This is a genomic window from Nitrobacter sp. (assembly GCF_051535215.1).
Taxonomy (GTDB): domain Bacteria; phylum Pseudomonadota; class Alphaproteobacteria; order Rhizobiales; family Xanthobacteraceae; genus Nitrobacter.
The window spans coordinates 42,903-69,760 of the sequence record NZ_JBPPLY010000004.1; the positions used below are offsets into that span (position 1 = coordinate 42,903).

Here is a 26,858-nt window from a genome sequence, read left to right on the forward strand (position 1 = left end):
ATCTCGGCTATTCATGCCGCGATAGTCGTTCTTCGAACGGCTATCGTCGCCCTGACGCCCGAGCACCGATTGATTCCGTGTAAGCGCGAACCGCTGTAGTTCTTTTCACCGTCCGGTTTTCACGCGGGTCCAGAGCCGGTTGATCATGCGCTGGGTCGCGGGGTTGCGCGCCGTGATGACGAACAGCCGCTTCATTGTGGCCGCATCCGGATAGATCGTCTTGTCGTTGAAGATTTTTGGATCGATCAGCTTCTGGCTGGCCAGATTGCCGTTGGCATAGGACAGGAAATCGGAATTCTTCGCCGCCACGTCCGGCCGATAGAGATAGTTGATCAGTTCATAGGCCTCGGCGACGTTCTTCGCATCCGCCGGGATCGCGAGATTGTCGAAAAACATCTGCGCGCCCTCTTTCGGAATCGCATAGCCGATCTCCACGCCGTTATTGGTTTCCGCCGCGCGGCTCTGTGCCTGCTTGATATCGCCCGACCAGCCGACGACGAGACAGATCTCGCCGGTTGCGAGGCTGTTCAGATATTCCGACGAATGAAACTTCCTGACAAAAGGCGTCACCTTGCTGACGAGAGCGGCCGCGCGCTCAAGATCGGCGGATGCGATGGAATTCGGATCGAGGCCGAGATAATTCAATGCCGCCGGCAGGATATCGTCGGCGGAATCGAGCATCTGGACACCGCAATCCTTGAACTTTGCAAGCTTGTCCGGATCGAAGACGATATCCCAGCTATCGATCTTGCCCTCGGGTCCGAGGATGCGATGCACAGCTTTGACGTTGTAGCCGATGCCGGTCGTTCCCCACATGTAGTTCGCGGCGTATCGGTTGCCGGGATCGTAGACCGCGAGCTTCGCCGTCACCGCCGGCCACGCATTGGCGAGATTCGGCAGCTTCGACTTGTCGAGCTTCTGGAAAATATTCGCGCCGATCTGTCGCTGCAGGAAATAGGCCGTTGGCACCACCACGTCGTAGCCCGACTTGCCGGCGAGAAGCCTCGTCTCCAGCGTCTCGTTGGCGTCGAAGGTGTCGTAGACCACCTTGATGCCGGTCTCCCTGGTGAAGTCATCGAGCACGCCGGGCGCGATGTAGCTCGACCAGTTGTAGAAATTCACGACCCGATCAGCCGCCTGCGCGCGCGACGATGCCGCGCCGAAACCGAGCGCGAACGCGGCGGCAACCCAAAGCCAAGTGTATCGATAAAGCCATGTGTGTCGATTTGGAATCATCGCTGCACCGTCCTAAAGAGCGTGCACGGCGTCGGACAAACGCTCCAGCGCGCTGTCGAGCGTGGCGTCGGTCTTGGCGAAACAGAAGCGCACCACCGAGGTGACCGCGTCCTGTTCGTAGAATGCCGATACCGGGATCGCCGCGACCTTGTGGTCTGTCACGATGCGTCTGCAAAACGCTTCATCGGTTTCATTGAGGCCGAGCGGCGCGAGATCGACCGTCAGGAAATAGGTTCCTTGCGAGGCCAGCACCGGAAATCCGATGTCCTCGAGTCCGCGAGTCAGGCGATCGCGGCGTCGCGCCAGATCGCTACGCATCGCGAGAAAGAAATCGTCCGGCTTGGCGAGGCCGCGAGCGACCGCAGCCTGAAGGTTGGGCGGCGTTGTGAAGGTCAGAAACTGATGCACCTTCGCGGTCACTTTCAGCAGTGGCGGCGCGGCGCAGACGAACCCGACCTTCCAGCCCGTCAGCGAAAATATCTTCCCGGCCGAGCCGATCTTGATGGTGCGCTCGCGCATGCCGGGAATCGTGATCAGCGGGATATGTTCGCGGCCGTCGAAGACGACGTGCTCCCAGACCTCGTCGCAGATCGCGATCGCGTCGAATTCCTGGCAAAACCGCGCCAGCAATTCCAGGTCCTCGCGCGGATAAACCACCGCGGCGGGATTGAGCGGATTGTTGAAGACAACCGCTTTCGTCTTGTGCGTGAAGGCGGCGCGAAGCGCGTCTTCCGTCAATCGCCAGTGCGGCGGCTCCAGCCGCACCAGCCGCGGAACTCCGCCGGCCTGCCTGATGATGGGAAGATAGGAGTCGTAAACCGGCTGAAAGACAATGACCTCGTCGCCGGGCTCGACCACGGCAAGGATCGCGCTCGTCAGCGCCTCGGTGCCGCCCGAGGTGACCATGACCTCGCTCACCGGATCGAGCGACAATTGGTGCCAGTGCCCGTAATGCGCGGCGATCGCCTGACGCAACTGCGGGATTCCCATCATCGACGGATACTGGTTGTAGCCGTCGAGAACGGCATCAGCCGCCGCGCGCCGGATATCCTCCGGACCCGGATCGTCGGGAAAGCCCTGCCCGAGGTTGATGGCATCGTTGTCGCGCGCGAGTTGCGACATCGTCTCGAAGATCGTGACCGGAAGGCCTGCGAAGACCTTGTTCATCGAAGGCGTCAAATCTCAACCGCCGGTTCGCGTCGGCAGCCCTACCGCTTTCCACCCCAGGATTCCGCCGGCGAGATGCTTGTCATAGGCAAGGCCGTCAGCCTGCGCCATCATCGACGCCGTCACCGAGCGCTTGCCCGAACGGCAGGCGAACACCACCTGCTTGCCTTGCGGATCGGGAATAGCCTTGGGATCGAAGACCGACAAGGCGACGACGGTCGCGTCCGGAAAAGCCTCCGCCGCGACCTCGTTGGGCTCGCGGACGTCAACCAGCAGATAGCGTCCCTCGGCAACGCCTTTCGAGACGTCTTCCGGCGTCAGGTCGTGAACGACAAAATTCTGATCCGCCAACGCAACCTCCTCGTACTTTGCATTCAGGCGCATGCACGCCGATTTTCGTCCGCTTTCCGGCCGCGCAAGGTCGCCCCTTGGGCCGATAAAATCAAGCGCCACTCACCTAAATGCTGATTTGCGTCCCCACTTCGACGACCCGCCCGGTCGGAATCTGGAAGTAATCGGTCGCATCGTTGGCGGATCGGCTCAGCGCGAGGAACAGGCGGTCCTGCCAGAGCGGCATCACGGAGCGTGCAGCCGGTTTGAGTGTGCGTCGCGACAGGAAGAACGAGGTCGCCATGATATCGAACTGCCAGCCGAGCTTCCGCGCGATGGCGAGCGCCTTCGGCACGTTGGGACTTTCCATGAAACCGAAGCGCAACGTCACGCGCGAAAACGTGGCGCTGATCTGCTCCAGCCGCACCCGGTCGCGAACCTCGATACGCGGCGTCTGCGCTGTCTCGATGGTGAGGATGACGTTTTTCTCGTGAAGCACCTTGTAGTGCTTCAGGCTATGCATCAGCGCGGCGGGAGCGAAATCCGGATCGCTGGTCAGAAACACGGCGGTCCCGGGAACGCGGTGCGGCGGCCGCTTTTCCAGCATCTCCACCAGTTCGAGCAGCGGAAATTCGAGCTTGCGGGATTTCTCGAACAAGAGCCGGCTGCCGCGACGCCACGTATACATCAGCAGCATCACCGCCCCGCCAAGCGCGAGCGGCATCCAGCCGCCCTCGAAGACCTTCAGCAGATTCGCCGAGAGGAACGTGAGATCGAGCAGCAGGAACGGCGCGATCAGCGCGGCGGCGGCGAGCGCCGGCCAGTTCCAGACTTTCCAGATGACGACGAATCCCATCATCGCGGTGACGACCATCGTTCCCGTAACGGAAATGCCGTAGGCGGAGGCCAGCGCGCTTGACGAACGGAACATCAGCACCAGCAGCACGACGCTGACCACGAGCATCATGTTGACGCGAGGCATGTAGATCTGTCCGGAGTGCTCTTCCGAGGTGTGACGGATTTCAAATCGCGGCAACAGTCCGAGCTGGGTCGCCTGACGCGTCAACGAATAGGCGCCGGTGATAACGGCCTGGCTTGCGATCACCGTCGCGATCGTGGCCATGACCACGACCGGCACGAGCGACCACGCCGGAAACAGCAGAAAGAAAGGATTTTCGATCGCTTCTGGATGGGCGATCACCAGCGCGCCTTGTCCGAGATAGTTCAGCACGAGCGAGGGCAGCACGATCGCGAGCCAGGCGGTCTGAATCGGCCGTTTGCCGAAATGGCCGAGATCGGCATAAAGCGCCTCCGCTCCGGTGACCGCCAGAAACACGGCGCCCAGCGTGACGAACCCGATGACGCCATGATGAACCATGAAACCGATGGCATGGAGCGGATTGAAGGCCAGCAGAACCTCGGGATGTTTTGCGACCTGTGGAATGGCCGCTGCCGCGATCACGACGAACCAGACGCACATCACGGGTCCGAAGAAAGCGGCGACGCGAGCCGTTCCCCGCGACTGAACCGCAAACAGCGCCAGCAGGATCACCACCGTAATCGGTACGACATAGTGGTCCAGCGCCGAGGTCGTCAGCTTGATGCCTTCGATGGCCGACAGCACCGAAAGCGCCGGCGTAATCACGGCGTCCCCGTAGAACAGCGCGCCGCCGATGATGCCGAGCAGCACGATGACGGTCCCGCTCCGGCTCGCGGCGCGTTGCGCCAGCGCCATCAGCGCCAGGATTCCGCCCTCGCCGTGGTTGTCCGCCCGCAGCAGGATCAGGACGTATTTGAGCGTCACCACCACGATGAGCGCCCAGAGGATCAGCGAAAGCACGCCCAGCACGGCGGCCGGGTCGGTTCCATTTCCTGCCCCACCGGCGGCAACGACCGCCTCCCGTAGCGCGTAAAGCGGGCTGGTGCCGATGTCGCCATAGACCACCCCGATGCTGCCCAGCATCAGCGCCTGAAAGCCGGCCGTGGAGTGGGCGTCACCGGATCCATTCGCCGCCGGCACCGCCGAGGCTGAACTTGCACCGTCGCTTGTCATGGATGAGACCTCGAGGTCCTTGCGCTGCATCATGCGAAGCGCCGGGGCTTATAAGTCCGCGCCGTCACGCATGACCTATTCTGATTTCAGACTTCAGCTATGCAATAAACGCATGAAGAAGTCTGGCGATCAAATTATGACCTGCGTACCGACCTCGACGACCCGCCCGGTCGGAATCTGAAAATAATCGGTCGCATCGTTGGCGGAGCGACTCAGCGCGATGAACAGGCGATCCTGCCAGAGCGGCATACCCGAATGCGCGGACGGCTTCAGCGACCGCCGCGAGACAAAAAACGACGTCGCCATGATGTCGAACTGCCAGCCGAGCTTGCGCGCGATCGCCAGCCCCTTCGGAACATTGGGGGATTCCATGAACCCGAAGCGGAGACTGACGGTCGAGAACTTCTCGCTGATCGTTTCCATGCGAACCCGATCGCCGGGATCGACACGCGGCGTCTGCGCGGTCTCGATGGTGAGGATGACGTTGTGCTCGTGAAGAACCTTGTTGTGCTTGAGATTGTGCAGCAACGCGGTCGGCACGAAATTCGGATCGCTGGTCAGAAACACCGCAGTACCCTTGACGATATGCGGCGGCCGCTTTTCAAGACTCTTGATGAGATCGAGCAGCGGCACTTCGGTGCGCCGGGTCTTCTTGACAAGGATGGCCGTACCGCGGCGCCACGTCCATATCAGCACCACCATGGTGAAGCCGAACAGAAGCGGCACCCAGGCGCCATCGAGCAGCTTGAGAAGATTGGCGCTGAAAAACATCATGTCGACGGCGACAAGCGGAACGACCAGAGCGGCGGCCGTCGCCGCCCGCCAATTCCACAGTTTCCAGATGACGACAAAACCCATGATGCCATCGGCGACCATCGTCGTGGACACCGCGATCCCGTAGGCCGATGCGAGCCCGCTCGAGGTGCGGAACAGCAGCACCAGCAACAGCACGCCGATCAGCAGCAGCAAGTTGACACGCGGCAGATAGATCTGGCCGGCATGGGTCTCAGAGGTGTAGCGGACCTCGAAACGCGGCAACAGGCCGAGTTGCACGGCCTGGCGAATGAGCGAATAGGCGCCGGTAATGACGGCCTGGCTCGCGATCACCGTCGCCGCGGTTGCGAGAACGACCAGCGGCAGGATCATCGGCGCCGGCGCCAGGCGGTAGAAGGTGTTCTCGATCGCGTCGGGATGGGCGAGGATCAGTGCACCCTGTCCGAAATAGTTCAGCAGCAACGCCGGCAGCACCAGACAGAACCAGGCGGCCTGGATTGGTTTGCGGCCGAAATGGCCGAGGTCGGCATACAGCGCCTCGCCGCCCGTGACCGACAGAAAGACCAGCCCCATGATAACGAGGCCGATCAGGCCATGGTTGAGCAGGAAGTGAATGGCGTGCCAGGGATTGACCGCCAACAGCACGCTCGGGTCTTCGTGGATGTGCAGGACGCCAAGAACCGCAATGGTCACGAACCACAGCGCCATTACCGGAGCGAACGCCGAGGCGACGCGCGCGGTGCCGCGACTCTGCACCGCGAAAAGCACGACCAGGATCAGCATCGTCAGCGGGACGACGTAATGGTCGAGCCCGGGCGCTGCGAGCTTCAATCCTTCGACCGCGGAGAGCACCGAGATCGCCGGCGTGATCATGGAGTCGCCGATGAACATCGAAGCGCCAACCACGCCCAGCGCCAGCAGGAGCACGCTTCTGCGCCCCAGCGCCCGCTGCCCCAGCGCCATCAGCGAGAGCGTGCCGCCCTCCCCGTTGTTGTCGGCTCGCAGCAGCAGGAGAACGTACTTGGCGGTGACGACGATGAACAGCGACCACAGGATCAATGACAGCACGCCGAGCACGATCACCGGCGTCACCGTTCCCTGCTGCGCGGCATGATTGACGGCCTCGCGAAACGCATAGAGGGGCGAGGTCCCGATATCGCCAAAGACCACACCAATGCTTCCAAGCGTCAGCGGCCAGAAGCCGGTCGTATTGGCCGAAGCCTCGCCAGTGGCTTCGGCGGGTGGATCGCTGACGGCCATGGTCTCTTGCAACGCTCTGGTGATGGTTTCGATCCGGGGCTATCGCCCACAAGCACCGGGCCGTCAATCCGAGGAATAGCATTGACAGATCGGTCTGGCAGCAATCCCGCTTACGGTAAAATAGTACTTCAGAAAATCAAGGTTTCAGATTCGGAGGCAACGGCGGCGCCTCGCGCATCAGGGTGATGGTCACCCGCCGGTTCGCCGCCAGCGAGGGATCGTCCGGAAACAGAGGCATGCTGTCCGATTTGCCCGACACGGCGAAGATGTGACTCGACGGCAAGCCCTCCCGCTCCAGGATCTGGCGAACGGCGTTGGCGCGGTCGGCAGAGAGGTCGAAGCCGTCATAATCGCTGCGCGAGGGCACGAAGGTCGATGAGGTATGGCCGGTGATCGAAATCCGCAAAGGCGTCGCCTTGAGCGGAGCCGCGAGCTTTCTGATCAGCATGCGCGTGCGTTCGTAAGGCTCCTTGGAGCCGTCGGCGAACATCGATCGTCCGTCCTGGTCGACGATCTCCAGGTTGAGGCCTTCCTTGGTCTCCTCGAACATGATGTGCTTGGAAAGCTCGGTCAGTTCCGGCATGTCCTGCAGCGCCTGCCGGAGCGATGCAGATGCGAGCGCGAACTCGCGATCCGTCTCGAGGCGCGCGCCGGCGGTCTTGGACCGCTCCTGCTCGTTGGGGGTCGGAGTGGTAGAGGTTTCCTCCGGCGGGACGTGCGCGGCGTTCTTCAATTTCGGCCGCGTCGGCAGGCCGTCCGATTCGACGATTCCGGAATATCGCACCTCGGTCTGGGAGCCGAAGGCGTCGCGCATCGAGCCGGCGACGATCTTGAGTTTTTGATTGTCCATTGTGGAGAACGCGACGAGCATCACGAAGAAGCTCATCATCAGGCCCATCAGATCGGCGAACGTGACGAACCAGCCGTGCCCGCCGCCATGCGCATCGCCGCGTTTTTTCTTGGCCATCGCCGATTCCCCGACTCACGCGTATTCCGCAAAAGCGGCTACCGGTTTTGCGATCCGATCACGCAGGAACCGGCTCGCCCTCCTCCTGGCGATGCTTCTCCGGCAGATAGGCCAGCAGCATTTCGCGCACCAGCGCCGGACTCTTGGAATCCCGGATCATCAGGATGCCGTCGATGATCAACGTGCGATTGGTTTCCTCGTCGAGCAACTTGCCGTGCAGCTTGTCCGCGATCGGAAGGCAGAACAGGTTGGCGACCAGCGCGCCGTAAAGCGTCGCAAGCAACGCGGTCGCCATGAACGGACCGAGTTTGGAGGGATCGGTCATGTTGGCGAACATCTGCACCATGCCGATCAGCGTGCCGATCATGCCGAACGCCGGGGCGCAATCGCCGATGGCGCGGTAGATCTTGCTTCCCTCGTCGAGGTGCATGAGAAAATTGTCGCGATCGCGCTCGAGATTGTCGCGGATGAATTCGAGATCGTAGCCGTCCGCGACGAAACGAATTCCCTTGGCGAGAAACGGCTCGTTGGTCTCGACTTTTTCGAGACCCACCGGTCCCTGCTTGCGGGCGATCTCGGCGATCCGCGCCAGTTCGTCGACCAGGTCGCGCGCCGACAGCCGGCTCATGGTGAAGGCGAACTTGGCGCCGAGTGGCAAGCCGTGGAGAATCGCGCCGAGCGGAAAGCGGATCATGGTGGCGGCGGTCGCACCACCGAAGATGATGATCATGGCGTGTTCGCTGACGAACATATGGAGATCGCCGCCCATAAAGACCATCACGGCGACTACGAGCATGCCGAAAGCAAGTCCGGCACCCGTCATGATATCCATGGGAAACTCCAACGCACGCGAACCGCCGGCCATCCTGGACGGCGACGCAGCCCGTTCTGAGCCACGCGGCCCAATCCTAACTTTGGCGCGATTAAGGACGCGTAAAGCCGGGCACCACTGGCGCAAGCGTCCCGGCAATCAAGTCGGAGGATTGGACGGAGACAGCAACCGCCGTCTCCAGTTCAAGTCCGGCTGCAACGTCCTGAAACATGAGCCGGATCAAAGACGTGCGCGGCCCGGATAAAGGCCGGCGGAAACGACGGCATTCCCATGAAGGCGCCCGCAGAAGGGCCCCTGCCCGTCGCGACCAGTCAGAACTCGGCAGCCATCGTGCGATCTTTCAGATGATCTTGCAGGACGATCGCCCCCGAAATCCCTCTCGACGCCTCGGGGCGGAGCCAACCTCATCCGCCACCCCAGTGGCAAGAGGCGTACGTCCGAACGAGCGATGTGGTCTTTCTGAAATTGATAGACGTCAACATCGCCGGCAGATACTATGTAAACTACTTATCGTACGACTCCGAGAGCCGCTCCACCACCCATAACCGGAGAGGCGCTCGGAAAATTGGTGCAAGGGCGATCTCTTTGGTCAGGAGCCACCGTGAAAGATTCAGCTTTAGGGGCTAACGTGCCGGCGGCAGAGCCGTCGGGCAACCCGAAGGTTTTATGCATTTCAACCGTAGCGTTCGCGCTCGGTTTCGCGATCTGGGGAATGTTTTCCGCACTCGCCCCGTTTCTGATTAAATGGTACAGTTTCACGAGCACCCAGGTCTTGATCCTGGCTGCGATGGAGCCCCTTTTCGCGGCCGCCATCAGCATCCCGCTCGGAATCTGGACCGACAAGTTCGGCGGACGGACGGTTTTCACGATTTTGCTGGTTTGCCTCTCCGTGGTCCTGATTCTGGGGACTTTCGCCGAGAGCTATATCGCCTTCCTGTTCCTGGGAATGATGCTGGGCCTCGGAGGCGCGAGCTTCGTGGTCGGCAACGCCCATGTGTCGTCCTGGTACCCCAAATCAAAACAGGGCACGGCGCTGGGTCTCTTTGCTCTGGGTAACGTCGGAATCACGGTCGGCATGATGGCCGTCTCGTTCCTCATCACAAACGTGCTGGACACCAGCGATCCGGACGGTTGGCGTCTGATCTTCCCGATCTTCGCCATTCCGACGCTGGGCATGGCGGCAGTCTACATGTTCTTCACGTCGGATCCGCCGAACCGGAAGCTGAAAAACACCTCGGTCAAGGAAATCTTCGCCGTCTACCGCTCGGGCGTCGTGGTGTGGCTCGTTCCCGCTCTTTATTGGGTGGCCTTCGGTACGCTCGTTTTCTTCGCGTCGACCATGCCCACTTATCTGGTCGATTTTTGGCACGTCGACCCGACGACAGCGGTCGCGGTCTACACGCCGATTCTGGTGGTCTGCGTGGCGATTACAAGACCGCTGGGCGGCTGGCTGGCTGACCGTCGGGACGTTTTCACGCTGTTGAGCTGGATGTTCGGCGCGATGTCGATCCTCGCCGTGCTGATGGCCATGCAGATTTCGCTGACCGTTCAGTTGTTCGTCATATTCAGCCTTGCCCTGGTGTCGGGCGCGGCTGCGGCAGCGGTCATCAAGCTGATCCCGATCTACTTTGTCCACGTGGGTGCGGTCAGCGGACTGGCAAAGGCCGCCGGCGCGGCCTGCGGCTTCACGATGACCTCCATCCTGGCCGCCAGCAAGTTTCTGCTGGGCGGCTATACGATGGGCTTCGTCATCTGGGCGCTGATGAACATCGCCGCGTTCTACGTCTCGTTCTCGCGAGTGGGTTTCCGGAATGTCAAACCGGTTTCTGCCGCGATCGCGGAGACCGTGCCAGCGCACTAGAGCGTTTTCGAGCGAAGTGGATACCGGTTCGCGTGAAGAAAACGCCTCAAATCAAGAAGCTAGCGTCTTTCACCTTTCCATGAAACGGTGAAAGACTCTAAGGGGCCGTTCACGGAGGTTCGAAAAGAACCAACGCAACGGAAGCGATTTACGTCTAATAGAAACATGGTCATGGCCGGGCTTGTCCCGGCCATGTTTTTTTTCGCTGAATTTCCGGGGACGCTGGTGCCGCCATGAAGTTGGCGTGAGGGTTGCTGATCGTCCGAACCAAACGGCTTGAGCCGCACGGCCGGACCTAGAACATTTTCGTTTCTGATTGAATCAGAAGCGAAGCTTTGAATTGTCGTTTGACGCGTTTTCTTCAGGCGAACCGGTATCCACTTCGTTCAAAAACGCTATGGCCCGCTATGGCGCGAGCGCGACCTCGCACCAAGGACCTCTCCTCGTCTCCGCCGGCTATCGTAGCAAGGGCAGCTTCTCAGTGCGGCCGTGAAGGCCGGTTATCCTGCCTGCGCTGCCGGATCGGAGGGGTTGGCGGCTTCGCCTCGGCGGGCGGCACAACCGGCGACGCAGCGTCGGAGGCCGACGCTGCATCAGGAAAGGTCTCCTTGACGGCCGCCTTGATCTCCTGGTCGCGGTAGGACTTCCAGCCGACCGGAAGGCTCGCCAGGAAAATGATCGAGCCAAACGAAAGGACAACCCAGGGGTAGCTGATCAGGAGCGCTATGACGAACACCACGGTCACGAAGACCGGGAGCACCAGTTCCGGCGGCACGCGCATACCGATCATCTTGCCGGAGAAAACCGGCAGCCGGGAAACCATGAGGATCGCGATCAGCAGCGTATAAAGCGCGGTCAGCACCGCGGGCGGCTGCGGGACGTCCAGGAACACCAGATAGACCGGCAGCAGCACCGCGATCGCGCCTGCCGGCGCAGGCACGCCGGTAAAGAAATTCGCGGCGAAGGCCGGCTTGTTCGGATCGTTCATCGTTGCGTTGAAGCGCGCAAGCCGCAGGCCGCCGCTGATCGCGAATATCATCGATGCGATCCAGCCCACATTGTTGAGGTCGTGCAACTGCCAGAAATAAAGGATCAGGCCGGGCGCGACACCGAAATTGACGAAGTCGGCGAGGCTGTCGAGTTCGGCGCCGAACTTCGACTGCCCCTTGATCATCCGGGCCACCCGGCCGTCGAGCCCGTCGAGCACGGCCGCGAACACGATCGCGGCGACCGCGAGCTCCATCCGTCCCTCGGTCGAAAGCCGGATCGCAGTCAGGCCTGCGCAAATCGCAAGCAGCGTGATGAAATTCGGCACAAGCATTCGCACCGGGATCGGGCGAAACCGGCGGCGGCGTATCTCGGATTTCTGATCGTAGGGCGTTTGCACGCCTCCTATATAGCAAGGCCCGAAGTTCGCATCAAAGGTTGCTGCAGGGCATGCGAGCTTCGGAACAGGGCACTGGCCGTCCGAACAGTTATATATGGCGTTTTCGAGCGAAGGGGATACCGGTTCGCGTGAAGAAACCGCGTCAAATCAAAAATCATGGAGCCCCGCTTCTGATTTTCATCAGAAGCGGAAAGGCTCTAGCAGCCTAACGGCTAGTTGCTGCGGAAAACCCGTCCGCTCTCTGCAAGCTGGAAGTCGGCCAGCACCGTCTCGCCGGCGATCGCGGTCTGTCCTTCGGAGACCAGCAGCGGCGTTCCCTCCGGCAAGTAGACATCACACCGCGAGCCGAATCGGATCAGCCCGAAGCGCTCGCCGGTTTCGATCGTCTGTCCGTCATGCACGAACGTGACGATACGGCGCGCGACCAGTCCGGCGATCTGGACAACTCCGATCAGGCCGTTGTTTAGCGTCGCTATGACCAACGCGTTGCGCTCGTTGTCCTCGCTTGCCTTGTCGAGATCGGCATTGATGAATTTGCCGGGACGATAGACGATCCGTTCGATCTTTCCCGCGACCGGGCTGCGATTGACGTGGCAATTGAACACGCTCATGAAGATCGAAATACGCACCATCGGCAGTTCGCCGAGTTCGAGTTCGGCAGGCGGCACCACCGGTGCGATCATCGAGATGCGGCCGTCCGCCGGCGACACGACGAGACCCTCGCGAACCGGCGTCACACGGGCCGGATTGCGGAAGAACAGCGCACACCATATCGTCAGGAGCGTTCCGATCCAGCCCAGCGGGGTCCAGATCCAAAAGAAGATAAGACTGGCGAGCGCGAAGCCGCCGACGAAGGGATAACCCTTCGGATGAATAGGTGAAATCTGGGCGCGAATGGATTTCGCGCTGGCGCGAATGGATTTCGCTATGGATAAGAGAGTCTGTCGATCCATGGATTTGAAAACCTGATGATCTAAGATGAACCTGAAGGCGGGCTTTACGGAAACGCGCGTCTTGCACAGAAAATCCCGATCCGCAAGCCAGCGCCGCGGCGAAAACCCGAAGCCTGATTCGGGAAATCGATCTTGGAGGTATTCTACTCCGCCGCCGCCGCCGGCGCTACCAGCGGATCGTCCACGGGCGGAGGAGCCCGATTCGGCGCATCGTCGTCATCGCCGATCAGGGCCAGTTTCTCCCGTGCCGCCTGCGCCTCCCGCTGCCTATTCCACATACTGGCGTAGAGCCCGTTTGCCGCCAAAAGCTCGCCATGCGTGCCACGCTCGGCAATTCGGCCTTGATCAAGCACGATAATCTCGTCCGCGGCCACGATGGTCGACAACCGGTGCGCGATCACCAGCGAGGTCCGGTTGCGTGAGACCCGGTCCAGCGCCTCCTGGATTTCATGCTCGGTGTGGCTGTCGAGCGCCGAGGTCGCCTCGTCCAGCACCAGGATCGGGGGCGCCTTCAGGATGGTGCGCGCAATCGCCACACGCTGCTTCTCCCCGCCGGACAATTTCAATCCGCGCTCGCCCACTTCCGTCTCGTAGCCTTTGGGCGACATCCGGATGAAACCGTCGATCTGCGCGGTGCGGGCGGCGGCCTCGACCTCTTCGTCGGTCGCATTCCAGCGGCCGTAACGGATGTTGTAGCGGATGGTGTCGTTGAACAGCACGGTGTCCTGCGGCACCATGCCGATCGCCGACCGCAGCGACACCTGCGTGACGTCGCGGATGTCCTGTCCGTCGATCAGGATGCTGCCCTCGGTCACGTCATAGAGACGGAACAGCAGCCGCGACAATGTCGATTTGCCCGCCCCCGACGGTCCGACGATCGCCACCGTCTTTCCGGCGGGCACCTCGAACGTCACGCCCTTGAGGATCGGACGCTCCGGATCATAGGAAAACCACACATTCTCGAACCGCACCGCACCGTGCCCGATGCGCAGCGGCTTCGCGCCGGCGCGATCCTTCACTTCCGGATTGCGGGTCAGCACGGTGAACATCTTTTCGATATCGATGATCGCCTGCTTGATCTGGCGATAGACCATCCCCATCAGGTTGAGCGGCTGGTAGAGCTGGATCATCATGGCGTTGACCATCACGAAATCGCCGACCGTGTGGGTGCCCTGTCGCACGCCCACCGCGCACATGATCATCACCGTCGTCAGCCCGGCCGTGTAGATGATGGCCTGTCCGCCGTTCAGAACAGCCAGCGAAGTGTAGGTGGAAACGCTGGCGACCTCGAAGCGCTCCATCGAGCGGTCGTAGCGTTTCGCTTCCCGCAACTCGGCGCCGAAATATTTCACGGTTTCGTAGTTCAGCAGCGAGTCGATCGCCTTGGCATTGGCGTCGGAATCGGATTCATTCATCCGGCGGCGGATCTCGATGCGCCACTGCGTCGCCCTGTAGGTGAAGGCCATGTAGACCAACACGGTCAGGAGCGTCACCAGCACGTAGCGCCAGTCGAATTGCCAGAGCAGCACCCCAGTGAGCAGCCCGACTTCGACCGCGGTCGGAATAAGCTGGAGAATGACCAGCCGCACCATTTCCTCGATGCCGTTGCGGCCGCGTTCGAGCACGCGCGTCAGGCCCCCGGTCTTGCGCTCGAGGTGAAACCGCAGCGACAGTTCGTGCATGTGGACGAACGTCTGGTAGGCGAGCCTGCGCACCGCATGCATCGCGACCTTGGCGAAGATGCCGTCGCGCCATTGGGTGAGCAGCGCCATCAGCACGCGGACGAAGCCGTAGGCTAGCGTCATCGCGAGCGGCGACAGGATCAGCCACATCGCCCAGTTGTCGGGCTGCACCGGCGCGCTTCCCGCGCCGTTCAACGCGTCGATCGCCCATTTGAAGGTGAACGGAACGATCAGCGTGGCGACCTTCGCCGCCAGCAACAGCAGCATCGCCCAGACCACGCGCATCTTCAGGTCGGCGCGGTCGCCGGGCCACATATAGGGCCACAGATGCAGCAGCGCCCTGCCGAGCGTCGCGCTTCGGGCCGGGTCGTCGGAGGGTTTTGCCGGCGCATCCGCCGGATGCGAAACGGCGCTACGCATCCGTAGCGCCCGAACCGCAAAACGGCTTCCGCAGCCGAAAATATCGTCCGATCGAGGTCATATGGACTGTCATATAAAGCGTTTGGATGCCGCGTACACCCTTGACGGGCGATCTTTTCGCTGCGGAGGCGGCGCGGCAGGCACTTGACCCGGCGCCGGCAATAGCCGAGCCTTGACGACGTAATTGTGCGGGGCCACATCGATTCCCATGAACATCATCAAAACGGTCTGCGTCTATTGCGGCTCAGGCCCCGGTACCAATCCCAACTTCGTCAAAGCTGCCGTCGCCCTTGGTAAAGCGTTCGCCCGGAATAACGTCGGGCTGGTCTACGGCGGCGGCTCGGTCGGCCTGATGGGCGCCATCGCGACGTCCGTCCTCGACAACGGCGGCACCGTCACCGGCATCATTCCGGACTTCCTGACGTCGCGCGAACATGCGCTGGCGCGCGTGCAGGAAATGATCGTCACGCGCGACATGCACGAGCGCAAGAGGCTGATGTTCGAACGATCGGACGCGTTCATCGCCCTGCCCGGCGGGGTTGGCACGCTGGAGGAATTGGTCGAGCAACTCACTTGGCAGCAACTCGGGCGGCACGCCAAGCCGATCCTGCTCGCGAATGTCGACGGCTTCTGGGAGCCGCTGCTCGCGCTACTCGCTCACATGCGCTCCACCGCCTTCATCCGACCGACGCTCGCGGTCAACGTTCTGCAAGCCGAACGCGTGGAGGATATCCTGCCGAAACTTCGCGCCGCCGCGACCCTCGCGCGCGATGCCTCGAAGGAGATGCCGGCCGACGTCGCCGACCGGCTTTAGCCCCTGCGGACTGAACAGGCGGTCGAAACAGGCTCGACGGATGTCATTCCGGATCGCCGCTGGTGCGCGTCCAAAATGACCGGGAAGGTTCTTGACAGCCCGCAACCCACACCGCGTTGCTCACGACGGCGCGTCGGCTTTCACCAGCTTGTAGAAAATTGAATCCATCAGCGCCTGGAACGACGCGTCGATAATATTGGGCGACACGCCAATCGTGGTCCAGCGCTCGCCTTCCTCGTCCTCGCTCTCGATCAGCACGCGCGTCACCGCTCCGGTGCCTCCGTTGAGAATACGCACGCGATAGTCGATCAGCTTCAGCCCGTCGATGTACTTCTGGTATTTGCCGAGATCCTTGCGCAAGGCGACGTCGAGCGCATTGACCGGGCCGTTGCCTTCACCGGCGGAGATCAGCGTCCGGCCATCGACCCTCACCTTTACCACCGCCATGGCGACGGTGACGCGCTTGCCGTGGGAATTGTAACGCTGCTCGACATTGACGTCGAACTGCTCGACATCGAAATACTCCGGCACGCGGCCGAGCGTGCGCCGCGCCAGAAGATCGAACGACGCGTTGGCGGATTCGTAGGCGTAGCCCGCCGCTTCCCGCTCCTTCATCTCGTCGATCAGCCGTCCGAGCTTCGGATCGTTTCTGTCGAACGCAATGTGAGCCCGCTCCAGTTCGGCCAGCACGTTGGAGCGGCCGGCCTGATCCGACACCAGCACCTTGCGGCGATTGCCGACCGATTCCGGCGCGACGTGTTCGTAAGTCGTGGGGTCCTTGAGAATCGCTGACGCATGAATGCCGGTCTTGGTGACGAACGCGCTTTCGCCGACGTAAGGCGCGTGGCGATTCGGCGCGCGGTTCAGCATGATGTCGAGCGTGCGCGAGGCCTGCGTCAGCGTCGCGAGCTTGTCGTCCGTCACACCGATCTCGAAGGCGTCGGAAAATTCCTTCTTCAGTTTCAGCGTCGGAATCAGCGAGCAGAGATTGGCGTTGCCGCAGCGTTCACCGAGGCCGTTCAGCGTACCCTGGATCTGGCGCGCGCCTGCGCGCACCGCCGCGAGCGAATTGGCGACCGCCTGCTCGGTGTCGTTATGGGCGTGGATGCCGAGATGGTCGCCGGGAATTTGCGTAGCGACCTCGCACACGATCGTTTCGATCTCTTTCGGCATGGTGCCGCCATTGGTGTCGCACAGAACGATCCAGCGTGCGCCGGAGTCATACGCGGTCCTGGCGCAGGCGAGCGCGAAGGCCGGATCCTCCTTGTAGCCGTCGAAAAAATGCTCGCAGTCCACCAGGACCTCGCGGCCGGCCGCCGTGGCTGCCTTCACGCTGTCGCGGATCGACGCCAGATTCTCGTCGTTCGTGGTCTCCAGCGCGACCCTGACCTGATAGGCGGAGGATTTAGCCACAAAACAGATCGCATCCGCCCTGGCCTCGATCAGCGCGGCCAGCCCCGGATCGTTGGACGCCGAGCGGCCCGGTCGCCGCGTCATGCCGAACGCGGTGAACCTGGCGTGGGCGAGCGCAGGCTTTTGCGAGAACAGTTCGGTATCGGTCGGATTTGCGCCGGGATAGCCGCCTTCGACATAGTCGATGCCGAGATCGTCGAGCATCTTCGCGATGATCTGCTTGTCCTGCAACGTGAAGTCGACGCCGTTGGTCTGGGCGCCGTCGCGCAGCGTGGTGTCGAACAGATAAAGGCGCTCGCGGCTCATGACGAGCCTCCAGCGGCCAGCGTCTTCTTCATCGTGGTGTTGGCCAGCCATTCGTCGCCGAGCGTCACCGAATTGCGTTGCATCGCGACGTAGCCGCGGCTTGCGAAAAACCGCTCCGCGGTATCGCTGGCCTCGACGGTCAGCGCGGTGGCCCCCCGCGCGCCCGCAAGTTTCTCCAGCGCATCGCACAACACGGTCGCGACACCCTGCCTCGCCGCAGCCGGATGCACATAGAGCATGTCGATGCAATCCGCACCCTTCAGCGATGCGAAGCCGACCGGCGAGCCTTGCAGCGTCGCCACCAGCGTCAACTGCTTCGCAAGCCGCGCGCCGAACTTGCCTTCATCGTCCGCGGCGCTCGCCCACGCGATCTGCTGCGCCTCGCTGTAGTCGTCGCCAGTCAGTTCCTCGATGCTGGCGACGAAGATCGCCGCCAGTATGGGAACATCGACGGGCAGCATCGGCCGCAGCGCGGGTTTGGGAAGCGCCTGTCCCATCGCGTCAAAACACTCCGAACAGGCGGAGGGCCAGCACGACTGCGCCGACGATCACCGCCCACTTGATGAAAATGTAATAGCGCCAGTGTCTCGGAAACGGCGTGTCGGGCTTCGTCATCGCGCGATCTCCCATGTCGTCACCGGCTTGCCGTCGGCGTCCTTGCCGTCCTTCAGCACGACGCCCATGGCCGCAAGCTCGTCGCGGATGCGATCGGATTCCTTGAAGTCTTTTCGGGCACGAGCTTCGGCGCGTTCCCGAATGAAGGCTTCGACGGTATCGTTATCGATACCGTGTCCTCCGGCTCGGCCCGAACACCATTGCGTGGCGGTCTGCGTCAACAGACCGAGGACATTGGCCGAGGCCTTTAACACCTCGGGAGCAGCCGATTGCCCCATCGATGTCAGACCTATCATCATTTCGCCGGCGACCGCCGGATGGGCCAGCCGGTGCAATTCAGAAATCACCTTCGGCGTATTCAAATCGTCGCCGAGCGCGTCGAGGGCCTCAGCAGATATCTCACCTGCCTCGACATCGCCGATCGCATCATACCAGCGATCGAGCATCTTTTCGGCTTCCTGAAGTCCCTGAACGGTCCAGTCGATCGGCTGCCGATAATGGGTCTTCAGCATCGCGAGCCGCAGCACCTCGCCAGACCACTTCCGCCCGCCGAATTTCTCGGTATTCAGCAATTCGTTGATAGTGAAGAAGTTGCCCAAACTCTTCGACATCTTCTCGCCTTCGACCTGCAGGAAGCCGTTGTGCATCCAGGTGTTCGCCATCGCAGGCGTGCCGTGGGCGCAGCGCGACTGCGCGATCTCGTTTTCATGATGCGGGAAGATCAGGTCGAGGCCGCCGCCATGGATGTCGAAGACGTCTTTGCCATCAGGTCCGCCAAGATAAGCCGCGCTCATCGCCGAGCACTCGATGTGCCAGCCGGGCCGCCCCCTGCCCCACGGGCTGTCCCAGCCCGGCTCGTTCTCCGACGACAGTTTCCACAGCACGAAATCCGCCGGATTTCTCTTGTGCGCGTCCACCGCGACCCGCGCGCCGGCCTTCTGCTCCTCAAGCCTGCGGCCTGACAGCGCGCCGTAGTCCGGCATCGACTGCACGTCGAACAGCACCTCGCCGCCGGCCTCGTAGGCATGGCCGCGCGCGATGAGCTGTTTGATCAGCGTCACCATGTCGGTCCGGCCGTCGGCGCGCGGCAACACGAATTCGGTGGCGCGCGGTTGATGCGTCGGCGGCAGGCAGCCGAGCGCGGCGACATCGGCCTGAAACTGGTCGGCGGTTTTTCCAGTGACCTTGCGGATCGCCTCGTTCAACGGCATGCCAGGGAAATCCCGCGCCGCGCGGTCGTTGATCTTGTCGTCGACGTCGGTGATGTTGCGAACATAGGTGACGTGGTCGGCGCCGTAGAGATGCCGCAGCAGGCGGAACAAGACGTCGAACACGATGACCGGCCGCGCATTGCCGATGTGGGCGAAGTCGTAGACCGTCGGACCGCAGACATACATCCGCACGTTCGACGGATCGATCGGCGTGAAAACCCGCTTCTCCTTGGTCAGGGTATCGTAAAGGCGCAGTTCCATGGAATTCCGTTCCGAAGTCGCATCGGCTGAATAGCGAATGTCAAATCCGCTCCGCTCGCTGGCCGGGCGTCTGGATCACGTTTGTGAGATAAAGACGGTGGTCGGCCAGCGAATCGCTAGCGAATAATCTCGCGGCAAAGGCCACAAAAGGCGAGCAGACCGTTCATTCCGGCACCATGGAACAGCCGGGGGTGCAGCGTCAAGGCCACGCCCCACAAACGCCTCATTTCGCCGCGAAATCGCGCCGGCTCGTCGTGGCCCGCAAGGTCGGCGACTATCTCGTTTTTCCGGCACATCATGCGCATTATCCCCATATTTTTGGCCGCCCTGTTTCTGGCGGGTACGACTTTCCTCGCCGGCGCCACCGCCCAAGCGGACAGCCATGTTTTTATCGTCGCCAATCACGCCGACGGCTATGGCATCGATCAGTGCCTCGCTCTGGGGGAGAGATGCGGCGCACACGCTGCTCACTCCTACTGCCGGTCACGCGATTTTGTGCAAGCCACCGCTTATAGGCGCGTCAAGCCCGACGAGATGACGGATTCGATTTCAGGATCGACAGGCTCGTGCCGGCACAGCGGCTGCAACGAATTCGTCGCGATCACCTGTCAACGCTGACTGGCCGGAAAGACGGTGTCGCGCCGCGTCCGCCACACTCGCGCCCCGGAAACGACGTGACGCTGCCGCGAGAAGCGAATAAGAAATGACCACGCTGGCGAACGGTCTCATCGGGCCTCCCCCTCAGCGTCTCGCAACGCAATCAGGCTCCGCCCGGATTGTAAAAATCACCGCGATGGGCGTCTGCGTTCGAAAGACATCACCTCATCGTAGCGTTTGCAGAATCGCCCCGGGATCGCTCTGATGGCGGATCATGCCTGACCTTTTGTTTGCCCGCCGCATCATGCGAATTCTGGCTTGCGCTGCCGCCCTCGGCATCGCGGTCCCTGTTGGCAACGCGATGGCGCAAGGCGCGCCAGGCGCCAATCCGATTTGCCCGCGGCTCGAGGCGCAACTCACAAACATCGAGCGCGGCGGCGCCGATCCGGCGAGAGCCGGCCAGATCCGACGCTACGAGGATGCCGCAGGCCGGCAGCAGGCCGAACTCGAACGCGTCACCGCGCAAGCAAGGCGGATGGGCTGCGACAGTTCGGGATTCTTCTCGCTGTTCAACGGCCAGTCGCAGCAGTGCGGGCCGGTCACTCAGCAGATCCAGCGGATGCGGACCAATCTGGAGCAGATCACCACCAGTCTGGAGCGGTTGCGGGCCGGCGGTGGCATCGGCGGCCCGGACTACGACAACCAGCGCCGTTCCGTGCTGATAGCGCTCGCGCAGAACAATTGCGGTCCGCAATACGCCGCGGCGGTGCGGAACCAAGGCAATTTTTTCGATAACCTGTTCGGCAATTCGCCCGAGCATATCGACAGTGCGGAGCTTCCGCCGGCCGATTCTGGCGTGCAGTCCGGAACCTATCGAACCGTCTGCGCACGCTCATGCGACGGCTTTTATTTCCCGATCTCGTTCGCCACCGTGCCGAGCCGTTTTGCCGACGACGAACGCACCTGCAAGAACCTATGTCCGGCAGCGGACGCCACCCTCTATGCCTATCGCAATCCGGGCGAGGACATCAATCAGGCCGTCTCGATCAACGGACAACCCTATTCGTCGTCCCCGAATGCGTTCCGGTACCGTCAGGAATTCAATCCATCGTGCTCGTGCAAGGCTGCGGGCCAGACCTGGTCGGAGGCGCTGAAAGGACTCGACGATAAGGCAGCGCAGCAGGGTGACATCATCGTTACCGAAGACGGCGCGAAAAAGATGTCACAGCCCGGCGGGAGTAAAGGTTCGCAAAAGAAGGACGCAGCCGCGGCGCCAGCCGGCGTACCTGCGACGACGAGCGCAGTGCCCACTGGCCCTGCGCCTTCGAACAAGCCGATCCGCTCTGTCGGACCGACGTTCATACCCGCTCAATAGAGCATCCCGCAGAGTGGATTTGCTTTAACAGGATGTTGAAGTCTCGACGGATGTCATTCCGGGGCGCGCCGACGCGCGAACCCGGAATCAGTATTCTTGGACCATCGTCGAATATCCAGATTCCGGATCGCCGCTGGCGCGGCGTCCGGAATGACTGGAAAAGTTTTTTCGAACAGCCCGTCACAGGGTTTTCGAGAAGCGGACATCGGTTCGCGTGAAGAAAACGCGAATTCATCGTGAGTTATTTTTCGCCGTCAGCCCTCGAAGGCTTCCGCTGAAGCCCGGCCGGCGCGTGAGACGAGGTCTTCATCCGGCTTCGGCAACGGTTTGCCTGAATCGCGAAACCGGTTGGTGATGGGATAACGGCGGTCGCGGCCGAAATTCCTGCGCGTGACCTTGACGCCCGGCGCCGCCTGCCTGCGCTTGTATTCGGCGAGGTTCAAAAGGCGGTCGATCCGTACGACCGTCTCGCGATCGAACCCTTCCGCGACGATCGACGCCAGCGGCTCCTCGCGCTCGACCAGCCGCTCGAGGATGGCGTCGAGCAGATCGTAGGGCGGCAGCGAATCCTGATCGAGCTGGTTTTCGCGCAGTTCCGCCGTCGGCGGCCGGGCGATCGTGGTGGAAGGGATCACCTCGCCCGCGGGTCCGAGCGCGCCGTCCGGCTTCCATGCGTTGCGCAGGCTGGCAAGCCGGAACACCTCGGTCTTGTAGATATCCTTGATCGGATTGAAGCCGCCGTTCATGTCGCCGTACAGCGTCGCGTAGCCCACCGACATTTCCGACTTGTTGCCGGTGGTCACCACCATCGCGCCGGTCTTGTTGGAGATCGCCATCAACAACGTGCCGCGGGCGCGCGATTGTAGATTTTCCTCGGTGATATCGCGCGGAAGCCCCGCGAACGTGCCGGAGAGAATCTCCTCAAAGCCGTTCACGGCCGGCGCGATCGGCAGCACGTCGTAGCGAATGTCGAGCGCCGTTGCGAGCTTCGCAGCATCGTCGAGCGAGACCTGTTCGGTGAAGCGGAACGGCAGCATGACGCCGCGAACGCGCTCCGCCCCGAGCGCATCCACAGCGATCGCCGCACACAAAGCGGAGTCGATGCCGCCGGACACGCCGAGCAGCACGCCGGGAAATCCGTTCTTCCGGACATAGTCGCGCAAGCCGAGCACGCACGCGGCATAGTCGGCCTTGTCCCCTTCGAGTTGAGACGCCACGGGCCCCGCGCACTGCCAACCCGCCGCGGACCTGGTCCATTGCAGCGTCACGACGCTTTCCTCGAAAGAGGGAAGCTGCGCGGCCAGCGAGCGATCGGCGTTCAGCACGAACGACGCGCCGTCGAACACCAGTTCGTCCTGACCGCCGACCTGATTGAGATAGACCAGCGGCAGATCGCTCTCGGTTACGCGCGCGACAGAAATCGACAGCCTGATGTCGTTTTTGCCTTTCGCGTAGGGCGAGCCATTGGGAACGACGAGAATTTCCGCGCCGGTTTCCGCGAGGCACTCGACCACGTTCTCGTACTCGGCGGATTCCTCGACCCAGGTATCCTCGCAGATCGGAACGCCGATCCGCACGCCCCGAATTTTCAAGGGTCCGCCGACAGGTCCCCGCGCGAATACGCGCTTCTCGTCGAACACCCCGTAGTTCGGAAGGTTGACCTTGAAGCGGATCGCCGCAACCCGTCCCTCATCCAGCAGCGCATATGCATTGTAAAGTTTACCGTCGTCCACCCATGGCGTGCCGATCAGTACGGCCGGTCCCCCGTCGGCGGTCTCGCGCGCGAGATCCTCGACCGCCTCGCGACACGCCGCCTGAAACGAAGGCTTCAACACCAGATCCTCGGGCGGATAGCCCGCGATGAACAGTTCCGGAAGCGCAACCAGCGCGGCGCCCTCGGCCCTGGCCTGCGCGCGCGCGGCGCGAGCCTTGGCGGCGTTGCCGGCAATGTCTCCGACCGTTGGATTCAACTGGCCGAGCGTGATCTTGAAGCTGGTTACGGTCATGGATGCACGTTGCCCGCGGGCCTCGCCTTTCTGCAATGGTCACGCTTATAGCGGTTTCGAGGGAGGTGAACAGCGACCGGCATCAGAAACCTCCCCGCCCTGCCCGCACGATGTTCCGTCATAGCAGGTTGTTGAAAAACCTTTCCGGTCATTCCGGACGCCGCACCGGCGGCGATCCGAAGTCCAGCAATTATAATGACGCATTCGATCTGGCTGGATTCCGGGCTCGCGCTTCGCGCGCCCCGGAATGACAACACCTTGCTGGCCCCCGATTAGTGGCGCGCCATAAGCGCGACACCTCAGAAGCCCGCGACCGCGGGGATCGGCTTGACCTTGCCCGCCCGATCCTGCCTGAGCAATTCGGCGATCAGGAACGCCATGTCGATCGACTGCTCGGCATTCAGGCGCGGATCGCAGACGGTGTGATAGCGATCGTTGAGGTCTTCGTCCGTGATGGCACGCGCGCCGCCGATACACTCGGTGACGTTCTGTCCGGTCATTTCCAGATGAACGCCGCCGGCATGCGTGCCCTCCGCGGCGTGAATGCTGAAGAACGATTTGACCTCCGACAGGATGCGGTCGAACGGACGGGTCTTGTAGCCGCTGGTCGAAGTGATGGTGTTGCCGTGCATCGGATCGCACGACCACACCACAACGCGGCCCTCGCGCTGCACCGCGCGGATCAGTTGCGGCAGGTAATCGCCGACCTTGTCCGAACCGAAGCGGCCGATCAGCGTCAGCCGCCCCGGCTCGTTGTCCGGATTGAGCACGTCGATCAGCTTCAACAGTTCGTCCGGCTTGAGCGAGGGGCCGCACTTCAGCCCGATCGGATTCCTGATGCCGCGGAAATATTCGACGTGGCCGTGATCGAGCTGACGGGTGCGGTCGCCGACCCAGATGAAATGGCCTGAAGTGGCGTACCAGTCGCCAGTCGTGGAATCGATCCGCGTCAGAGCCTGCTCGTAGCCAAGCAGCAACGCCTCGTGGCTGGTGTAGATATCGGTCGCGCGCAGTTCCGGGTGACTCTCGAGATTGAGCCCGCAGGCGCGCATGAAATTGAGCGCGTCAGAAATACGGTCGGCCAGTTCCTTGTAGCGCCGCGACTGCTGGGAATCCTTGATGAAACCCAGCATCCACTGATGCACGCTGCCGAGATTGGCGAAACCTCCGGTCGCGAACGCACGCAGCAGGTTCAGCGTCGCGGCCGATTGCCGATAGGCCATGATCTGACGATGGGGATCGGGCACGCGCGACTGCGCGGTGAAGGCGATGTCGTTGACGATGTCGCCGCGATAGCTCGGCAGTTCGACGCCGTCGATTTTCTCCATCGGCGACGAGCGCGGTTTGGCGAACTGGCCGGCAATGCGGCCGACCTTCACGACCGGCAGCGCACCGGCATAGGTCAGGACCACCGCCATCTGCAACAGCACACGGAAGAAGTCGCGGATGTTGTTGGCGCCGTGCTCGGCGAAGCTCTCGGCGCAGTCGCCGCCTTGAAGCAAGAAGGCCTCGCCGTTTGCGACTCGGGCCAGGGCCTTCTTCAGATTGCGCGCCTCACCCGCAAAAACCAGCGGCGGAAACGTGGCAAGCTGTGCCTCGACTTCGCCCAATGATTTCGCATCCGGATAATCCGGCATTTGCTGCACGGGCTTGGCCCGCCAGCTATCGGGTGTCCACCGCTCGGACATGAGGTCAACTCCTGAGGAAAAACCGCCACTTACCGGGGAAGAGGCGACGGGCCGTATATACACAGGCTGGCCGCGCCGCGCCAGTTGGCATTAAGTTTCTCAATGCAAGGCATTGAAAATAAAATGTAATTTTACCAACCGGCTTCGTCGGGCCACCGGTTGAGTCGGCATCGGGCGAATCCGGTTCGTTTGGCCATGGATATTCGCTTACGGGCACGGGGTCATCGGCAACGACTTGAAACCAGCGTTCGGAAAGCCCTCACTCTGCCGCTTCGCGCACGTGACGGGCGACCGGCGTCCGCATGGTCACGAGTTCTTCCGCCGCAGTGGGATGCAATGCCATCGTCGCATCGAAATCCGCCTTCTTCGCCTTCATCCTGATCGCGATGCCGAGAACCTGCACCATCTCGGCAGCGCCGTCGCCGACGATGTGGCAGCCCAGCACGCGATCCGTCGTCGCGTCCACGACGAGCTTCATCAGAATGCGGGTGTCGCGACCGGACAACGTCGCCTTCATCGGCCGGAAACTCGTCTTGTAGATATCGACATGGGTGAACTGCGCGCGCGCCTGCGCCTCTGTCAGTCCCACCGTGCCGACTTCGGGCTGCGAGAACACCGCGGTCGGAATGTCCGCATGATCCACCCGCGTGGGTTTGTTTCCGAACACCGTATCCGCAAATGCATGAGCTTCGCGGATCGCAACCGGCGTCAGGTTGAAGCGGTGCGTGACATCCCCGACGGCGTAGATGTGCGGCACGTTGGTTTGCGAAAAACCATTAACGGCAATGCCGCCGTTCTCCGGATTGATGGCGACGCCTGCCTTTTCGAGACCGAGATTTGCAACATTCGGATGCCGGCCGATCGCAAACAGCACCTGATCGGAGGCGACGCTCGACCCGTTCGACAAATGAGATGTGAATTCGTCACCGTGCCGATCAACCTTGTCGACAGTGCATCCCGTAAGAACGGTGATGCCCTCTTTTTCCATCTCCGCACGGACGTGCGCACGAACATCGTCGTCGAAACCGCGCAGGATATTGTCGCCGCGATAGATCACCGTCACATCGCTGCCGAATCCTGCAAAGATGCAGGCGAACTCGAGCGCGATGTATCCGCCGCCCTGGATCGCAATTCGCTTCGGCAACTCCTTGAGATGAAACACCTCGTTGGAGGAGATCACGTGCTCGATGCCGGGAATGACCCGCCCGTGGTTGGGCGCGCCACCCGTTGCGATGAGCACGTATTTCGAACGGATGGTTTCGCCTGTCGCCAGCCTCAGCGTATGCGGGTCCTCGAATACGGCCCTCGCCTTGACGACGCGCGCGCCCGCCTTCTCGACATTGGATGTATAGGCTGCCTCCAACCGGGCGATCTCCTTGTCCTTGTTGGCGATCAGCGTCGGCCAGTCGAACGTCGCAGACGGGATCGACCAGCCAAAGCCCGCGGCATCCTCGATGTCGTGGCGGATGTGGGATCCGTAGACCAGCAGTTTCTTCGGCACGCAGCCCCGGATGACGCAGGTGCCTCCCATCCGGTATTCCTCGGCGATCATGACGCGCGCGCCGTAACCGGCGGCGATACGACCGGCGCGCACGCCGCCGGATCCTCCGCCTATGACGAACAGATCGACGTCGAAATCAGCCATCCGCA

20 protein-coding genes are annotated in these 26,858 nt (G+C 62.0%); 4 read left to right on the forward strand and 16 right to left on the reverse strand.

What is annotated here, in order from left to right; genetic code table 11:
- Positions 1–105: 105 nt before the first annotated feature.
- The 7 genes from ACS3WB_RS06495 to ACS3WB_RS06525 all read right to left on the reverse strand — a co-directional run bounded on the left by ACS3WB_RS06495 (position 106) and on the right by ACS3WB_RS06525 (position 8,619).
- Entirely contained in the window at positions 106–1,236 is a 1,131-nt protein-coding gene (locus ACS3WB_RS06495; protein WP_438274751.1) for a polyamine ABC transporter substrate-binding protein, read from the reverse strand.
- A 12-nt stretch (positions 1,237–1,248) separates the two neighbouring features.
- Positions 1,249–2,403, reverse strand: coding sequence for an aminotransferase (locus tag ACS3WB_RS06500; RefSeq protein WP_438274752.1), 1,155 nt, complete (start codon positions 2,401–2,403; stop codon positions 1,249–1,251).
- Between the two features lie 15 nt (positions 2,404–2,418).
- The gene (locus ACS3WB_RS06505) at positions 2,419–2,787 is read right to left on the reverse strand and encodes a rhodanese-like domain-containing protein (protein ID WP_438274753.1); all 369 of its coding nucleotides are present in this window, start codon (positions 2,785–2,787) and stop codon (positions 2,419–2,421) included.
- A gap of 73 nt (positions 2,788–2,860) precedes the next feature.
- Complete coding sequence (locus tag ACS3WB_RS06510; protein WP_438274754.1) at positions 2,861–4,786, reverse strand: potassium transporter Kup; 1,926 nt, start codon at positions 4,784–4,786, stop codon at positions 2,861–2,863.
- Between the two features lie 129 nt (positions 4,787–4,915).
- A complete protein-coding gene (locus ACS3WB_RS06515) occupies positions 4,916–6,820 on the reverse strand; it encodes a potassium transporter Kup (RefSeq protein ID WP_438274755.1) in 1,905 nt (634 codons plus the stop codon).
- 136 nt (positions 6,821–6,956) lie between these two features.
- A complete protein-coding gene (locus tag ACS3WB_RS06520; protein WP_438274756.1) occupies positions 6,957–7,787 on the reverse strand; it encodes an OmpA/MotB family protein in 831 nt (276 codons plus the stop codon).
- A 58-nt stretch (positions 7,788–7,845) separates the two neighbouring features.
- Positions 7,846–8,619 (reverse strand): motility protein A, encoded by a 774-nt coding sequence (locus tag ACS3WB_RS06525; protein WP_292610162.1) that lies wholly within the window; start codon positions 8,617–8,619, stop codon positions 7,846–7,848.
- Between the two features lie 628 nt (positions 8,620–9,247).
- Here ACS3WB_RS06525 and ACS3WB_RS06530 point away from each other — a divergent pair.
- Positions 9,248–10,480, forward strand: a complete 1,233-nt coding sequence (locus ACS3WB_RS06530; RefSeq protein ID WP_438274887.1) for an MFS transporter — start codon at positions 9,248–9,250, stop codon at positions 10,478–10,480.
- Positions 10,481–10,958: 478 nt separating this feature from the next.
- On the opposite strand, the gene pssA is transcribed toward ACS3WB_RS06530, so the two are convergent.
- From pssA to ACS3WB_RS06545, 3 genes are all read right to left on the reverse strand, one after another.
- Positions 10,959–11,801, reverse strand: a complete 843-nt coding sequence (gene pssA / locus ACS3WB_RS06535) for a CDP-diacylglycerol--serine O-phosphatidyltransferase (protein WP_438274757.1) — start codon at positions 11,799–11,801, stop codon at positions 10,959–10,961.
- Between the two features lie 278 nt (positions 11,802–12,079).
- On the reverse strand, positions 12,080–12,820 hold the full coding sequence (locus ACS3WB_RS06540) for a phosphatidylserine decarboxylase (RefSeq protein WP_438274758.1): 741 nt from the start codon (positions 12,818–12,820) through the stop codon (positions 12,080–12,082).
- A 143-nt stretch (positions 12,821–12,963) separates the two neighbouring features.
- Positions 12,964–14,922, reverse strand: a complete 1,959-nt coding sequence (locus ACS3WB_RS06545; RefSeq protein WP_438274759.1) for an ABCB family ABC transporter ATP-binding protein/permease — start codon at positions 14,920–14,922, stop codon at positions 12,964–12,966.
- A gap of 208 nt (positions 14,923–15,130) precedes the next feature.
- On the opposite strand from ACS3WB_RS06545, the gene ACS3WB_RS06550 reads away from it, so the two are divergent.
- Complete coding sequence (locus ACS3WB_RS06550) at positions 15,131–15,736, forward strand: TIGR00730 family Rossman fold protein (RefSeq protein WP_438274760.1); 606 nt, start codon at positions 15,131–15,133, stop codon at positions 15,734–15,736.
- 120 nt (positions 15,737–15,856) lie between these two features.
- Here ACS3WB_RS06550 and cimA read toward each other — a convergent pair whose 3' ends face one another.
- From cimA to cysS, 3 genes are all read right to left on the reverse strand, one after another.
- The gene (gene cimA, locus ACS3WB_RS06555) at positions 15,857–17,455 is read right to left on the reverse strand and encodes a citramalate synthase (protein ID WP_438274761.1); all 1,599 of its coding nucleotides are present in this window, start codon (positions 17,453–17,455) and stop codon (positions 15,857–15,859) included.
- Positions 17,452–17,952, reverse strand: coding sequence for a GNAT family N-acetyltransferase (locus tag ACS3WB_RS06560; RefSeq protein ID WP_438274762.1), 501 nt, complete (start codon positions 17,950–17,952; stop codon positions 17,452–17,454). The genes cimA and ACS3WB_RS06560 overlap by 4 nt, the downstream gene beginning before the upstream one ends.
- A 114-nt stretch (positions 17,953–18,066) precedes the next feature.
- On the reverse strand, positions 18,067–19,542 hold the full coding sequence (gene cysS / locus ACS3WB_RS06565; RefSeq protein WP_438274763.1) for a cysteine--tRNA ligase: 1,476 nt from the start codon (positions 19,540–19,542) through the stop codon (positions 18,067–18,069).
- A 297-nt stretch (positions 19,543–19,839) separates the two neighbouring features.
- On the opposite strand from cysS, the gene ACS3WB_RS06570 reads away from it, so the two are divergent.
- Positions 19,840–20,160: a hypothetical protein gene (locus ACS3WB_RS06570; RefSeq protein WP_438274764.1), complete on the forward strand. Its 321-nt coding sequence runs from the start codon at positions 19,840–19,842 to the stop codon at positions 20,158–20,160.
- 253 nt (positions 20,161–20,413) lie between these two features.
- Positions 20,414–21,514: a DUF2865 domain-containing protein gene (locus ACS3WB_RS06575; RefSeq protein WP_438274765.1), complete on the forward strand. Its 1,101-nt coding sequence runs from the start codon at positions 20,414–20,416 to the stop codon at positions 21,512–21,514.
- Between the two features lie 254 nt (positions 21,515–21,768).
- Here the strand turns inward: ACS3WB_RS06575 and ACS3WB_RS06580 are convergent, their stop codons facing one another.
- The 3 genes from ACS3WB_RS06580 to gor form a co-directional block, all read right to left on the reverse strand.
- On the reverse strand, positions 21,769–23,520 hold the full coding sequence (locus tag ACS3WB_RS06580) for an NAD+ synthase (RefSeq protein ID WP_438274766.1): 1,752 nt from the start codon (positions 23,518–23,520) through the stop codon (positions 21,769–21,771).
- A gap of 299 nt (positions 23,521–23,819) precedes the next feature.
- Positions 23,820–25,208: a class II 3-deoxy-7-phosphoheptulonate synthase gene (locus tag ACS3WB_RS06585; protein ID WP_438274767.1), complete on the reverse strand. Its 1,389-nt coding sequence runs from the start codon at positions 25,206–25,208 to the stop codon at positions 23,820–23,822.
- Between the two features lie 259 nt (positions 25,209–25,467).
- On the reverse strand, positions 25,468–26,853 hold the full coding sequence (gor, locus tag ACS3WB_RS06590; protein WP_438274768.1) for a glutathione-disulfide reductase: 1,386 nt from the start codon (positions 26,851–26,853) through the stop codon (positions 25,468–25,470).
- Positions 26,854–26,858: the final 5 nt, after the last annotated feature.

Coding starts and splice junctions, on each gene's coding strand:
- ACS3WB_RS06495 (WP_438274751.1), bottom strand. CDS start 1,236: ATGATTCCAAATCGACACACATGGCTTTATCGATACACTTGGCTTTGG.
- ACS3WB_RS06500 (WP_438274752.1), bottom strand. CDS start 2,403: ATGAACAAGGTCTTCGCAGGCCTTCCGGTCACGATCTTCGAGACGATG.
- ACS3WB_RS06505 (WP_438274753.1), bottom strand. CDS start 2,787: ATGCGCCTGAATGCAAAGTACGAGGAGGTTGCGTTGGCGGATCAGAAT.
- ACS3WB_RS06510 (WP_438274754.1), bottom strand. CDS start 4,786: ATGACAAGCGACGGTGCAAGTTCAGCCTCGGCGGTGCCGGCGGCGAAT.
- ACS3WB_RS06515 (WP_438274755.1), bottom strand. CDS start 6,820: ATGGCCGTCAGCGATCCACCCGCCGAAGCCACTGGCGAGGCTTCGGCC.
- ACS3WB_RS06520 (WP_438274756.1), bottom strand. CDS start 7,787: ATGGCCAAGAAAAAACGCGGCGATGCGCATGGCGGCGGGCACGGCTGG.
- ACS3WB_RS06525 (WP_292610162.1), bottom strand. CDS start 8,619: ATGGATATCATGACGGGTGCCGGACTTGCTTTCGGCATGCTCGTAGTC.
- pssA (WP_438274757.1), bottom strand. CDS start 11,801: ATGCTTGTGCCGAATTTCATCACGCTGCTTGCGATTTGCGCAGGCCTG.
- ACS3WB_RS06540 (WP_438274758.1), bottom strand. CDS start 12,820: ATGGATCGACAGACTCTCTTATCCATAGCGAAATCCATTCGCGCCAGC.
- ACS3WB_RS06545 (WP_438274759.1), bottom strand. CDS start 14,922: ATGCGTAGCGCCGTTTCGCATCCGGCGGATGCGCCGGCAAAACCCTCC.
- ACS3WB_RS06550 (WP_438274760.1), top strand. CDS start 15,131: ATGAACATCATCAAAACGGTCTGCGTCTATTGCGGCTCAGGCCCCGGT.
- cimA (WP_438274761.1), bottom strand. CDS start 17,455: ATGAGCCGCGAGCGCCTTTATCTGTTCGACACCACGCTGCGCGACGGC.
- ACS3WB_RS06560 (WP_438274762.1), bottom strand. CDS start 17,952: ATGGGACAGGCGCTTCCCAAACCCGCGCTGCGGCCGATGCTGCCCGTC.
- cysS (WP_438274763.1), bottom strand. CDS start 19,542: ATGGAACTGCGCCTTTACGATACCCTGACCAAGGAGAAGCGGGTTTTC.
- ACS3WB_RS06570 (WP_438274764.1), top strand. CDS start 19,840: ATGCGCATTATCCCCATATTTTTGGCCGCCCTGTTTCTGGCGGGTACG.
- ACS3WB_RS06575 (WP_438274765.1), top strand. CDS start 20,414: ATGCCTGACCTTTTGTTTGCCCGCCGCATCATGCGAATTCTGGCTTGC.
- ACS3WB_RS06580 (WP_438274766.1), bottom strand. CDS start 23,520: ATGACCGTAACCAGCTTCAAGATCACGCTCGGCCAGTTGAATCCAACG.
- ACS3WB_RS06585 (WP_438274767.1), bottom strand. CDS start 25,208: ATGTCCGAGCGGTGGACACCCGATAGCTGGCGGGCCAAGCCCGTGCAG.
- gor (WP_438274768.1), bottom strand. CDS start 26,853: ATGGCTGATTTCGACGTCGATCTGTTCGTCATAGGCGGAGGATCCGGC.